A 13,260-nucleotide genomic window follows, 5' to 3' on the forward strand; every position below is an offset into this window, starting at 1 on the left:
CCATGAAGAAGATCGCCCTCTTCTGGCCCGGCGACGCGCGGGCCAAGCCCAACGAGGTCGCCCTCCCCAGCATCACGGCCGCGACGATCCAGATGGAGCGAGCGCTCGAGAAGCTCGGCCATTCGCCCTACCGCATCGAGGGGTTCCTCTCGAAGCCTCACGAGTCGATCGAAAAACTCGGGCCCATCGACGATCCGATGATCGGCGTGTGCGTGCACTGGTTTTACGGGCCACACACGACGGACGGCGTGGTCGGCAAGGAAAACCCCTTGCTTCTGGCCTCGAACTTCTCGGGCCGCTGGCCGGGCCTCGTGGGCCTCTTGAACACGGGCGCCTGCCTGGAGAGCCTGGATCGGCCGTTCTCGCGGATCTGGACGGACGCCGAGGACTGGACCGCGGACAAGGCGTTCATGGATCGGCTCGATACGTGGTGTCGGACGGGCCGGCTCGCCTGGCCCGAGGACGCGATCCGCGAGCCCGGCCCGGTCGCGCCGGCGGCGGAGGCGATCGCGCGGAAGGTGGCCGCGGAGATCCACAAGCGGCGGGTGCTCCTGCTCATGCTCGGTGACACCTCGATGGGCATGATCAACGGGTATTTCGGCCCGCGGCTCCTGAACAAGCACGGGTTCACCGAGCACAAGATCGATCAGGCCTGGATCATCGATCGAGGCCGCGGCATCTCGGAGAAGCGGATCGACGACGCGCTCCGGTTCGTGAAGGATCGGGGCCTCACGTTCCACTGGGGTGAGAACGGCGCGGCCGATTTCGACGAGCGCGCCACGCGCGAGCAGCTCCGCGATTACCTCGTGGTGCTCGACATGGTGAACGAATACAAGGCCGATTGCCTGGGCTGGCAATACCAGCTCGGGCTCATCCCGCTGCGCCCGCCCTCGGACCTCGCCGAGGGCCTGTTCAACTCGGCCTGCCGGCCCGAATCGAACGGGACGACGATCGCGTGCGCGACCGAAGCCGATCAGGGCAACGCCATCCCGATGGAGCTGATGAAGCGGCTCCTGCGGGAGAAAGGCCTGCACGAGGCGGTGATGTTCCATGACGTGCGCTGGGGCGGGGAGCACGACGGGCGATTCTTGTGGGTGCTCCTGAATTCGGGATCGTGCGGCGCATACGCGTTCAATCACGACAAGGACACGCTGCGCGGCGCGCACAGCTACCGGCAGCCCGCGATGTATTTCCCGACGCCGGGCGGCACGCTCGCCGGCGAGAGTTTGCCCGGGGCGATGACCTGGGCGCGCACGTACATCAAGGAAGGCGCGCTCTGGATGGATATCGGCAAGGGCGAAGTGGTAAAACTTCCGCCGGCGGTGCGTGATGCCTGGTGGGAGGGCACGACGCGCGAATGGCCGTTCATGGCGGCGGACATGGGCATCGGCCGCGATACGCTGATGGCGCATTACCTCTCGAACCACGTGGCCGTGGCGTACGGGGACGTGTTCGACGAGATGGTCGCGCTGTCGCGCGAGCTCGGCTTCAAGGTCCGTATCCTCGCCGATCGGGCGGGCTAGGGCGCCGTCCGCCGCGATTCTTGGCGACAAACGATCCGCCCGGTCGGTAGCCTTTCCAGGAATATCGACCGGGCGTGGGCGAGCGAAACGAGAATGCAGTCCTCGTTTGCGAACGTGCTGCCCTCTCGTTAGCCTTGTCGAGGCGGAAGCGCCTCGGTTCCGCCATTCCGAGCGAGGGTCGATGCAAACAGCCGACGAAGGCCGCGACACGCGGCTCGAGGCCCCCCGCAGTGATCATGCCGAGCCGGGGAGGGCGTGGCGCACCTACGGCCTCTCCATGGCCGTCATGCTCGTGATCGTCCTCGTCCGGTTCTCCCTGGAGCCGTGGCTGGACGGCAATGCGCCCCTCCTCGCTTTGCTCTTGCCCGTGGCCATCGCCGCCGCATACGGCGGGCTCTGGCCGGGCATCATCGCCACGAGCCTTGCCGCGTTCGTCGGGCTCCTGCTTTTCCTGAGTCCGCTCGGCAGCCTGACCATCGATACGCTCGCGGATCAGGCGCGCCTCGCCCTGTTTCTGCTCACCGGGCTCGGCATCAGCGTGCTCACCGAGCGAGCGCGGCGCGCGCGAGAGGCCGCCCTTTCGCGGGATCTCGAAGCGCGTATCCGTGCCGAAGCCAATCGCAATGCGGAGCTCGAACGGCGGGTCGCCGAGCGCGCGGCCGCGCTGGAGGCGAGCGAGCGCGAGGTCCGTTCATCCCTTCGGGCCGCGCAAAGGGCCGAGGAGGCGCTGCGGGAGAGCGAGGCCGTCGCGCGTCGGCAGCTCGACGAGCTCGAAGCGACCTATGCCGCCGCGCCGATCGGGCTCTGCGTGCTCGATCGGGACCTGCGCTGGGTGCGGATCAACGAGCGGCTCGCCGAGATCAACGGCATTTCCCCCGCCGCGCACATCGGCCGCTCGGTGCGCGAGCTCCTGCCGAACATCGCGGACCAGGCCGAGCCGATGCTGCGCAAGATCCTGGACACGGGCGAGCCGCAAAAGGACGTGGAGATCGTCGGCGAGACGCCCGCCCAGCCCGGCAAGAAGCGGATCTGGATGGAGAGCTTTTTCCCGCTGCGGGACACGAGCGGGACGATCGTGGGCGTCAACGTGGTCTGCGAGGAGGTCACCGAGCGAAGGGAGGCCGCGGCGGCCCTCGCCGAGAGCGCGGATCGGCTGCAACTGGCGCTCGACGGGGCGAAGGCCGGGTGGTGGGAGTACAACGCCGAGAGCGATCTCTACACGTGGTCCGACGCCCAGTGCGAGCTCTACGGGCACGACATGAGGAACCGCCCGCTCCGGATCGCCGACTGGCGGAGCCGGGTGCATCCGGCCGACCTGGCGGAGTGCGACGCCGACTTGGCTCGGCGCACGGCGCAGCGGATACCGGACTTCACGTACGAGTTCCGCGTCCTGCACCCGGAGAAAGGCGAGCGCTGGATTCACTCGCTCGGGCGCATCACCTACGACGAGGAAGGAAAGACGGTGCGGATCGTGGGGATCAGCCGCGACGTGACCGAGGAGAAGAAGGCCGCGATCGAGCGCCTGTTCCTGCTGGAGAGCGAGCGCGCGGCGCGGGCCGAGGCCGAGCGGGCGAGCCGGATGAAGGACGAGTTCCTCGCGACGCTGTCGCACGAGCTGCGCACGCCGCTGAACGCGATCCTCGGCTGGACGCAGCTCGTGCAAAGGCCCGGGATCCGGCCGGAGCAGCTCGCCAAGGGGCTCGCGGTGATCGAGCGGAACACGCACCTGCAGGCGCAGCTCATCAACGATCTGCTCGACGTGAGCCGGATCGTGGCAGGAAAGATCCACGTGGAGCTCGAGCCGACGCAGCTCACGCCCGTGGTGGAGGCCGCCATCGAGGCCTGTCGCGCCTCGGCGGAGGCCAAGGGCGTGACGGTGCGGGGGCCGCGAGATCCAGCGCGCATGGCGGTGCGCGGCGATCCGGCGCGTCTGCAGCAGATCGTGTGGAACCTGGTCTCGAACGCGATCAAGTTCACGCCGAAGGGCGGGCACGTCGAGGTGTCGATGGCGCAGGAGGGCGAGCGCGCCGTGATCTCCGTGCAAGACACGGGTCAGGGCATCGCGCCGGAGTTCCTTCCGTTTCTGTTCGAACGATTCCGCCAGGCCGACTCGTCGATGGCGCGGCGGCACGGCGGTCTCGGCCTGGGGCTTTCCATCGTGAAGCGCCTGGTCGAGCTGCACGGAGGCGTGGTGCGCGCGGAGAGCGAGGGTCCCGACAAGGGCGCGACGTTCAAGGTGGAGCTGCCCTGCGTGGCCGGCGAGCGCAGTCGCGTGCCCTCGCAGCTGCCCCGGAGCGCGCCCACGAACGATCCACGAAACCTGCAGGGCGTGGCCGTGCTCGTGGTGGACGACGAGGCCGATTCACGGGAGCTCGTGAAGCGGGTGCTGGAGGAGCACGAAGCAGTCGTGTGCACGGCAGCCTCGGCCGCAGAGGCGCTGGACGTGTCGGCGTCGCGGTCGATCGATCTCATCGTGAGCGACATCGGCATGCCAGGCATGGACGGATACGCGCTCCTGCGGGAGATCCGGGCCCGCCGGAACGGGCACGGAAAAGACGTCGTCGCCGTCGCAGTGACCGCATTCGCACGGCCAGAGGACCGAGAACGCGCGCTCGCCGCAGGCTACCGGGCGCACCTCGCAAAGCCGTTCGAGCCCTCCGAGCTGGTGTCGCTGCTCGCAGGGCTGCGCGAGGCGAGTTAGGCAGGCGTTGCGCCGGGGTTTCACCCCGGGCCCGACCAGGGGTTGTCCACCCCTGGACCCGGACCAGCGCAAGCGCTGGACCGGTGGTGCATCGACCGCGATGCGGTCGATGCAAAGGGGAATTCGATTCAGCGTCGTGCCTCGCCCGCGCGCCGCGCGCGATCGAGCGCGACGGCGGTCACGACGATGCCGCCCGTGACGATGTCCTGCACCCAGTTCTCGATGCCGAGGTAGGTCGATCCCGTGCGGATCACGGTCATCAGGAGGGCGCCGAAGAGCGCGCCCGCGACCGAACCTTCGCCGCCCGCAAGGGAGCCGCCGCCGATCACCACGGCCGCGATGACCTCGAGCTCGAGGCCGATCGAGTCCGTCGGATCGCCGACCGTCAACGTCGAAAACTCCATCACGCCCGCGAGCCCGGCGAAGAGGCCGGCGAGCCCGTAGACGAGCCATTTCACGCGCTCGACGCGCACGCCGCAGAGCCGCGCCGTGGCCTCGTTCGACCCGATGGCCACGATGTGCCGCCCACCTCTCGTGTACACGAGCATCGCGGCCACGAGCGCGGAGGTGGCCAGCATGATCCACACGCCCGGTGGAAACAGGGCCCATCCATAACCAGGCGGGAGCGGCGCGACGAGGGCCTCGATACCCGAGGCCGGCGCATCGATCTTCTGCTCCTCCGCGAGCCCCTTCGCGAGGCCACGCAGCGCCCGCATCGTGCCGAGCGTCACGATGAACGGCGTGATCCGGAGCGTCGTCACGAGCGCGCCATTCAGGAGCCCCGCGACGAGCCCGCTCGCCATGGCCGCCGCAACGGCGAGGATCGCGGGCGCGCCCTCGCGTAAGCAGAGCGCGCAGACGACCGTGGAGAGCGCGACGTTCGACCCGACGGAGAGATCGATCCCGCCGAGCAGGATCACGAGCGTCATGCCGCTCGCGGCGATCCCCACGACCACGGTCTGGCCGGCCATCGTCGTGAGGTTCTCCGCCCGCGTGAAGGAGCCGCCCGCGACGATCGCGAAGATCACGTAGACGACGACGACGGCCACGAGCGGGCCGAGGAACGGGTACTTACGCAAGTACTTCATGAGGCGCCTGCTTGCTCCAGCATCACCGCGCGGACGTCGAGCTCACCGACCGGCCGCGCCGGGCCGAGCTCGCCCTTGTGCATGACCGCGATGCGGTCCGCGATCCCCACGAGCTCCTCGGCCGAGCTCGACACGACGAGCACGGCCTTGTTCGATTCACACGCGAGTCGGTCGATGAGCGCGTAGATCGCGGCGCGCGCGCCCACGTCCACACCGCGCGTGGGCTCGTCGAGCAGGAGCACGTCGACGTCGTGGTAGAGCAGTCGAGCGAGCGCGACCTTCTGCTGGTTGCCGCCGGAGAGCGACGAGGTGGGCGCGTCGGGCCCCGCGCAGACGATGCCGAGCTTCTCGATGAAGCGCGCGGCCGCCACGCGCATGCGAGAAGGCGCGACGAACCCGAGCGGGCCGAGGCCGAAGAGCCGCGAGAGCGTGACGTTGTCCGCGATCGTGAGCCCGAGCGCGAGGCCTTCGCCGCCGCGATCTTCGCTGAGGAGGCCCACGCCCTGCGCGAGCCGGGCCGCGGGCGAGGCCGGGCCGACGTACGCGCCCACGCGGACCTCACCGCGGCGCACACGTTCGAGGCCGAAGATCGCGCGAAGAAGCTCGGTGCGGCCCGAGCCGACGAGGCCGGCGATGCCGAGCACCTCGCCGCGGCGAAGCTCGAAGCTCGCGCGCACGGGCAAACCCGCGCCCGCGAGATCCCGCGTCGAAAGGACGACGTCGCCGGGGACACGCGGCGATCGGGGGTAGAGCTCCTCGATGGATCGACCGGCCATCATGGTCACGATGTCCGCGGGCGTGGCCTCGGCGACGCGGCCGGTCCCGGCCGTGCGGCCGTCGCGGATGACCGTGAAGCGGTCGGCGATGCGGCGGATCTCGTCGAGGTGGTGCGAGATGTACACGACGGCGAGGCCGGCTTCGCGGAGGCGCGTGACGACGGAGAAGAGGGCCTCGACGTCGTCGGCGCCGAGGCTCGACGTGGGCTCGTCGAGCAGGAGCAAGCGGCAACGCGGCTCGGTGATGGCGCGCGCGATCTCCACGAGCTGCCGCTCTCCCGGGCCGAGGTCGCGCACGAGCGCGTCGGGCCGCAGGCGATGTTTCTTCGCGCCCGAAGGATCGATCGCGAGGAGCGCGCGCGCCGCGATCGCCCGCGCTTCCTCGCGCCGGAGGACGCCGAGCCGCGTGGGCTCGCCGCCGAGCAGGACGTTCTCCTCCACGGTCATGTGCGGGCAAAGCGCGCGCTCCTGGCTGACGAGGCGCACGCCGGCCGCGCGGGCGGCGGCGGGATCTTTCGGCGCGTAAGGCGCGCCGTCGAGCGTGAGCGTCCCGCCGTCCGGCCGCACCGCGCCGGCCAGGATCTTCACGAGCGTGCTCTTGCCCGCGCCGTTCTCGCCGAGCAGCGCGTGCACCTCGCCCGCGCGGACCTCGAAGTCCACCCCCGCGAGCGCGACCGTCGCGCCGTAGGCCTTCGCCACGCCGCGCGCGACGAGGCCGCTCACTTGCCGAGCCACGGCGCGAGATCGGGCGCGACGATCGCCTTCGTCTCCGGGTTGTCGAGGTTCGCCTTGTCGACGACCACGGCGCCCGTGTCGATGCGCGGCGGCACGGGCTTGCCCGCGAGGACGTCGGCCATCGTGCGCACCGACTCGTAGCCGATCTTGAAGGGATCCTGCACGACGAGCGCGTCGACGTGCCCGTCCCGGAGCGCGCTCACGAGCTTGTCCGACGCGTCGAACCCGACGAACTTGATCTTCCCGGCGAGGCCCGCCTTCCGGAGCGCGAGCAGCATTCCGAACGTGGTCGACTCGTTGGGGCAGAAAACACCGTCCACGCCGCCGCTGCCGGCGTTCTGCGCGGCGAGCAGGCTCTCGGCCTTCTTGAAGGCGCTCTCCGTCGTGGCGCCGCCGTACTGGTTGTCACTCACGACCTGGATGTCCGGCATCTTCCGGATGGCCTCGAGAAAGCCCTCCTCGCGCTTCTGCGTGCTGGCCGAGCCCTCCTGGTAGCGGAGCACCGCGATCTTGCCCTTCTGCCCGAGCAGCGCGGCGAGCTTCTCGCCGGCGAGCCGGCCGGCCGCGAGGTTGTCGGTCGCGACGAAGCTCTTGTGCGAAGTGCCCGCGAGATCCGAGTCGAAGATCACCACGGGGATGTTCGCCTTCACCGCGCCCTCGACGGGCTTTTCGAGCGCCTTGTCGTTGAGCGGCGCGAGCACGATGCCGCTTACGCCCTGGGCGACGAAGCTCTGCACGACATCGATCTGCCCCTTGAGATCGTCCTCCGCGAGCGGGCCCTTCCACACGATCTCCACGCCGATTTCGCGCGAGGCTTTGACGGCGCCCGCGTGCACGGCCTTCCAGAACTCGTGCGTCGTGCCCTTGGGGATGACGGCGATCTTCTTCGCGCCTCCCTCCTTGCGGCTACACGAGAGCAGGAGCAGCGTCGCGACGAGCACGAGGGCGAAACGAAGGGTCCGGCCAACCATGGGCGCGGAGTATAATCGGCCAGGATGCAAGACCGTCACTATCTCGGGATCGACGTGGGTACCGGCAGCGTACGCGCCGCCCTCTTCGACGGCCAAGGACGCAAGCTCGGGATCGGCGTGCGTCCCATCTCGCTGCACCGCCCCGCGCCGGACTTCGTCGAGCAGTCGTCCGACGAGATCTGGACGGCCGCCTGCGAGGCCACGCGCGCGGCGCTCCGCGAGGCGGGCGATCGTCCCGAACTCGTGGTCGGCGTCGGGTTCGACGCGACGTGCTCGCTCGTGCTGCTCGACGGCGAAGATCGCCCCGTGACCGTGAGCCCCACGGGCGACGATCGCTGGAACGTGATCGTGTGGATGGATCACCGCGCGATCGAGCAGGCCGCGCGCATCAACGCGGGCGGCCACGAGGTCCTGCGGTACGTGGGCGGCGTGATCTCGCCGGAGATGCAGACGCCGAAGCTCGTCTGGCTCCGGGCGCACCTCGCGGCGAGCTACCGGCGCGCGGCGCGCTTCCTGGATCTGCCGGATTTCCTGGCCTATCGCGCCACGGGGAACGACGTGCGATCGCTCTGCACCACGGTGTGCAAGTGGACGTACCTCGGGCACGAGCCCGGCGCGGACGGGAGCATCGGGCGCTGGGACGACTCGTATTTCCGCTCGATCGGCCTCGGCGACCTCGTCGACGAGGGGTATGCGCGCATCGGAAAACGCGTGCGTCCGATGGGCGAGCGCGCCGGCGGTTTGACCGAGCGCGCCGCGGCCGAGCTTGGCCTCCGCGCGGGGACGGCCGTGGCGGTGCCGCTCATCGACGCGCACGCCGGCGGGCTCGGTTTGCTTGGCATCCCAACGAACGGCGTGGCGCCCGACGAGGCCGCGATGGAGGAGCGGCTCGCGCTCATCGGCGGGACCTCGACGTGCCACATGGCCTCGTCCCGCGAGGCGCGCTTCGTGCCGGGCGTGTGGGGCCCCTACAACTCGGCGATGATCCCGGGCCTCTGGCTCACGGAGGGCGGGCAAAGCGCGACGGGCGCGCTGATCGATCACGTCGTGCATTCGCACGCGCGAGGGCCGGAGCTCGCCGAGGAAGCGCGGCGGCGCGGCACGACGGTGTACGCGCTCTTGAACGAGCGGCTCGACGCGCTCGCTGCGAAGCACGCCTTTCCCGCAGCCATCACGCGCGACGTGCACGTGCTGCCGGATCACCACGGAAACCGGTCGCCGCGGGCCGATCCGACGCTCAAGGGCATGGTGAGCGGGCTCGGGCTCGAGGACGACGTGGACGCGCTTGCGGTCCTGTACCTCGCGACGATCCAGGCGCTCGCGCACGGGACGCGGCACATCCTCGCGGCGATGAACCGCGCGGGCTATCGGATCGATGTGCTCTACGCGACGGGCGGAGACACGAAAAACCCGGTCTTCGTGCGGGAACACGCGGACGTGACGGGCTGCCGCGTGATCCTCCCCCGCGAGCCCGAGGCGGTCCTGCTCGGCGCGGCGATCCTCGGCGCCGTGGCCTCGGGGGATCAGCCGACCGTGCTCGCGGCGATGGGCGCGATGAGCGAGGCCGGCGCGGTCGTCGCGCCCACGGGCGGCGAGGTGGCGCGCTTCCACGACCGGAAACACCGCGTGTTCTTGCGCATGTACGAAGATCAGATGGCGTACCGCGCCCTCATGCGCGAAGACGCGTGACGAGAGGACAGGGAACCGGATGGATTGGCGCGAGCGTTTCGCGGACAAGATCACGACAGCCGAAGGCGCCGTGCGGGCGATCCCCAAGGGACGCCGCATCCTCATCGGCTCGGGCGCGGCCGAGCCGGCGCGGCTCGTCGAGGCGATGACCGAAAAAGGGACGCACCTCGAAGGCAACGAGATCGTCCACCTGCTCACGCTCGGCCCCGCGCCGTACGTGAAGCCGGGGCTCGAAAAACGCTTCCGCCACACGGCGTTTTTCATCGGCGCGAACGTGCGCGACGCGGTGGCCGAGGGGCGCGCCGACTTCATGCCCGTCTTTCTGTCGGAGATCCCGCAGCTCATCTGCTCGGGCCGCGTGAAGATCGACGTGGCGCTCGTGCAGGTCTCGCCGCCGGACGAGCACGGCTACGTCAGCCTCGGCGTGTCGGTGGACATCGTGCGCGCCGCGATCGACACGGCCGATCTCGTGCTCGCCGAGGTGAACCCGCGCATGCCGCGGACCCACGGTGACTCGTTCTTGCACGTGGATCGCATCGCCCACCTCGTGCCCGTCGACGACGAGCTCCCGGAGCGCGAGGCCGAGCCGCTCGACGAGGTCGACCGGGCGATCGGCCGCCACGTGGCGAGCCTGGTGCCGGACGGCGCGACGCTGCAGATGGGCATCGGCAAGATCCCGGACGCGGCGCTCGCCGCGCTCGAAGGCCACCACGATCTCGGCATCCACACGGAGATGTTCTCCGACGGCGTGATGCACCTCGTGCAAAAAGGCGTGATCACCTGCCGCAAGAAGACGCTCTTGCCCGGGAAGATCGTGACCTCGTTCGTGATGGGCAGCCGCGCGCTCTACCGCTGGGTGCACGACAACCCCTTCCTCGAGATGCGCTCGTCCAGCTTCACGAACGACCCGTTCACGATCGCGCGGAACGACCAGATGATCGCGATCAACGCGGCGCTCGCGATCGATCTGACGGGCCAGGTCGCGGCCGACACGCTCGCCGGGCGGTTCTTCTCGGGCATCGGCGGCCAGGTGGATTTCATCCGCGGCGCGGCGCGGAGCCGCGGGGGCAAGCCGATCATCGCGATGCGCTCGACGGCGAAAAAAGGCGCGGTCAGCCGCATCGCGGCGACGCTCGAGGCCGGCGCGGGCATCGTGACGAGCCGCGGCGACGTCCATTACGTGGTGACCGAGCACGGCATTGCCGATCTCTGGGGCAAGAACATCCGCCAGCGCGCGCTCGCGCTCATCGACATCGCGCACCCGGATCACCGCGCGGATCTGCTCGCGGCCGCGAAGCAGCGTCGCTACGTTTTCCTCGATCCCGCCTGATTCCCCTGCCGGAAGAAGCGCCGAGATCTGGAATTTGGCCCTCCCGGGGCGATACGTCTAGGCTCGGCGCACTTCCTGCTCGGCAGGGGATCACATGCGTGGAACAAGGCGAGCCATTCGTATTGCGGTGCTCTTCGCCGCGCTCGGGACGATGTCCGGGACGACCGACGTGGCCTCTGCGGGCCAGGCGGAGTCCCGCGGCCCCATCGATTCCGACGGCGACGGCATCTCGGACATTTCCGACAACTGCCCGCGTGTCGTGAATCCGTCGCAGTCCGATTGTGATGGCGACGGGAGCGGCGACGCGTGTGACGCGGCGAGCGTGATCTCCGAGCAAAAGGTGAACGTCACGCCCGACATGGAGAGCTGCCTGCAGTACAAGTTCCACGGCTGCGCCGGGGCGAAGCGGGCGATGGTGCAATACCAGTGCCTCGCGCACGGGACCTCGTGGACCGAGAATCGCTGGTGCACGAGCGGGCAGGTGCAGCGGAGCAACACGTCGAGCTTCCAGACGTGGGAGTATCATCTCCGCAACGTGCCGTGGCCGTCGTGCAATGAGTGATTGATCAGGGCGCGGCCGGGGTGCTGGCCTCGCCGGCCTTCCTGGCGCGCGCCTTTTTCTTCGCCGGGGCCGCTCGTTCGAAGAGCGCCGCATGGAGCCCGCGGTGCCCGTCGTCCTCGGCCGCCTTGGCGCCGCGCTTCAAGCTCGCGAATGCCGTCTCCCACGCCTGCTCCAGCGCATCCCGCTTCGCCATTGCGTCCGCGCGGGCCTTTTCGAGCTTCACGATGGGCTTGAGGACGGCCTCGACCTTGCGCGCGGCATTGCCGGCCGCCTTGGCCGCCTCGACGGTTTGCGGGGAGAACGAGGCCTTCTTTTTGAGAATGGCCTTCTCCAGGCCGAGGAGGACCTTGGCCTCCCTGGCGTACCCGAGGTCCTTGACCTTGTGGGGCGCGGCGACGCCGAAGGGCTTGAATGGATTGGCGCGAGGCAATCCGTCGGCCGGCAGCACGTTCGCGAGTGTATCGACCGAATCGTCTTGATCGACGTCGGCCTCGGCGACCTTCTCCTGCTGCGCGCGCAGGGCGTCGCTCGCTTTGCGCGCGGCGGCGTCGGCGGCGCTGTAATCGGCGTGGACCTTCTGAAATGCGGCGACCCGCGCGGCGATGGGGGCCGTATCGACGGATGCGGCGGCGCTGAGAACGGCGTCGCCCGCTTCGACGCGCGTCCCGGGGCTGCCTCCGCTCTGGATGGTGGGCATGGTTCCTCCGACCCTTTTCAGGGATGTCCGGATTGGAACGGATCGCGAAGACCGGCGCAAGGGGATCGTGGGGAGGATCGGTGCGGTCCCCCGCTCCCTCCGCCATCTCGTGCGGACGACCCACCGGGACGCAGGGTACCCGAGCCGGATGCTTCGGAGCGCCGACCGGGACACAGGGTACCCGAGCCGAACGCTTCGGAGCGCCGACCGGGACGCAGGGTACCCGAGCCGAACGCTTCGGAGCGCCGACCGGAGCCCGGGTACCCGATCCGAACGCTGCGGCTCGACGACCGGGGCGCTGGGAACCCCATCCGAACGCCTGGTTCTGCCTCCTTGCCCCTCCGGTCGTGAGCAGTCAACGAGCCGTCAAGAAGATCCCCTCAATAACGGGCGCAGCAAGGATGGACTGCCATGACTGCCGATACGGTACCGTCTGGAGCGGGTCGTGGACGAGCGCGACGAGCTCAAGCTCCCCGCCCCTCGGCGGCTTGGCAGTTCCCTTGATGGAAAACGCATTGGATAGCTTCCGGAAGTCTCGCGCGACGATCCAGTGTCGCGGGTTGTACCCCTCCTCGTTCCAGTAAGAGATCAACAAGACCAGAAGGAACTTCTCCGGCTCGCTCAGCAGGTTTGCCGTTTGCACGTCCACGAGCGTCTGGACTTCAACGCGAGACACGAGTTTCGCAGATCGCTCACCGACCAGACTCGCAATGGCACTGCGCATCTTGTTCGGTTCTATCCCGTCTTCCGGTGACCACCACTCACGTAGCTTGGGCTCGGACACCTCCAGACCCAACCAGTCTCGGACCATACGAAGGCACGCGAGACCACAGTCCATGGTTTCGCTCTGCGCGTGATGGGTGAAAAAGTCTCGTCGACTTACATTGCCATGCGACTTTCCCATTTTTTCCCCTCCCCTTGAAACACGGCTGCGCCACGCGTCGAGTCGATCGAACGCGTCGATCTCCCGCCAATGCGCCTCCCAATCCTCCCGGCGCTCTTCGTCGCTCGGCCAGCCGGGCTTTTGCGCGAGGACTTGCTTGCGGAGCTCATCGGCCATGCGGATCCCGGCGGCAGCGCCGTGTTTCCTCTTCCAATCGCGCCAATAGAGCTCCTTGCCGCGCGCGGCGGCGGCCCAATCCTGGCGGGCGAACCGGCGGAGCTCCTCGGCGTCGTGCACGAGGAGCA

General features: G+C 69.2%; 10 protein-coding genes. 5 read left to right on the plus strand and 5 right to left on the minus strand.

Annotation, left to right across the window (positions count from 1 at the left end; genetic code table 11):
- Positions 1 to 2: 2 nt before the first annotated feature.
- Positions 3 to 1,523 carry a hypothetical protein gene (locus QHF83_RS19475; protein WP_282419371.1) on the plus strand — a complete coding sequence of 507 codons (1,521 nt, stop codon included), beginning with the start codon at positions 3 to 5 and terminating at the stop codon, positions 1,521 to 1,523.
- Positions 1,524 to 1,704: 181 nt separating this feature from the next.
- A complete protein-coding gene (locus QHF83_RS19480) occupies positions 1,705 to 4,224 on the plus strand; it encodes an ATP-binding protein (protein WP_282419372.1) in 2,520 nt (839 codons plus the stop codon).
- A 128-nt stretch (positions 4,225 to 4,352) separates the two neighbouring features.
- Here the strand turns inward: QHF83_RS19480 and QHF83_RS19485 are convergent, their stop codons facing one another.
- From QHF83_RS19485 to QHF83_RS19495, 3 genes are read right to left on the minus strand one after another with little or no spacing between them, the layout of a single operon-like run.
- Complete coding sequence (locus tag QHF83_RS19485) at positions 4,353 to 5,312, minus strand: ABC transporter permease (RefSeq protein WP_282419373.1); 960 nt, start codon at positions 5,310 to 5,312, stop codon at positions 4,353 to 4,355.
- Positions 5,309 to 6,811, minus strand: coding sequence for a sugar ABC transporter ATP-binding protein (locus tag QHF83_RS19490; protein WP_282419374.1), 1,503 nt, complete (start codon positions 6,809 to 6,811; stop codon positions 5,309 to 5,311). The genes QHF83_RS19485 and QHF83_RS19490 overlap by 4 nt, the downstream gene beginning before the upstream one ends.
- Positions 6,808 to 7,794 (minus strand): substrate-binding domain-containing protein, encoded by a 987-nt coding sequence (locus tag QHF83_RS19495; RefSeq protein ID WP_282419375.1) that lies wholly within the window; start codon positions 7,792 to 7,794, stop codon positions 6,808 to 6,810. Before QHF83_RS19495 ends, QHF83_RS19490 begins: the two co-directional genes overlap by 4 nt.
- A 24-nt stretch (positions 7,795 to 7,818) precedes the next feature.
- On the opposite strand from QHF83_RS19495, the gene QHF83_RS19500 reads away from it, so the two are divergent.
- From QHF83_RS19500 to QHF83_RS19510, 3 genes are all read left to right on the plus strand, one after another.
- On the plus strand, positions 7,819 to 9,483 hold the full coding sequence (locus QHF83_RS19500) for an FGGY-family carbohydrate kinase (RefSeq protein WP_282419376.1): 1,665 nt from the start codon (positions 7,819 to 7,821) through the stop codon (positions 9,481 to 9,483).
- 19 nt (positions 9,484 to 9,502) lie between these two features.
- Positions 9,503 to 10,813: an acetyl-CoA hydrolase/transferase C-terminal domain-containing protein gene (locus tag QHF83_RS19505; protein WP_282419377.1), complete on the plus strand. Its 1,311-nt coding sequence runs from the start codon at positions 9,503 to 9,505 to the stop codon at positions 10,811 to 10,813.
- Between the two features lie 94 nt (positions 10,814 to 10,907).
- Positions 10,908 to 11,375, plus strand: a complete 468-nt coding sequence (locus QHF83_RS19510) for a thrombospondin type 3 repeat-containing protein (protein ID WP_282419378.1) — start codon at positions 10,908 to 10,910, stop codon at positions 11,373 to 11,375.
- A gap of 4 nt (positions 11,376 to 11,379) precedes the next feature.
- On the opposite strand, the gene QHF83_RS19515 is transcribed toward QHF83_RS19510, so the two are convergent.
- Together QHF83_RS19515 and QHF83_RS19520 are read right to left on the minus strand one after the other, a co-directional pair.
- Positions 11,380 to 12,072: a hypothetical protein gene (locus QHF83_RS19515; RefSeq protein ID WP_282419379.1), complete on the minus strand. Its 693-nt coding sequence runs from the start codon at positions 12,070 to 12,072 to the stop codon at positions 11,380 to 11,382.
- A gap of 355 nt (positions 12,073 to 12,427) precedes the next feature.
- Positions 12,428 to 13,252, minus strand: coding sequence for a cysteine peptidase family C39 domain-containing protein (locus QHF83_RS19520; protein ID WP_282419380.1), 825 nt, complete (start codon positions 13,250 to 13,252; stop codon positions 12,428 to 12,430).
- Positions 13,253 to 13,260: the final 8 nt, after the last annotated feature.

This window comes from Polyangium sp. 15x6 (assembly GCF_029960785.1).
Taxonomy (GTDB): Bacteria; Myxococcota_A; Polyangia; order Polyangiales; family Polyangiaceae; genus Polyangium.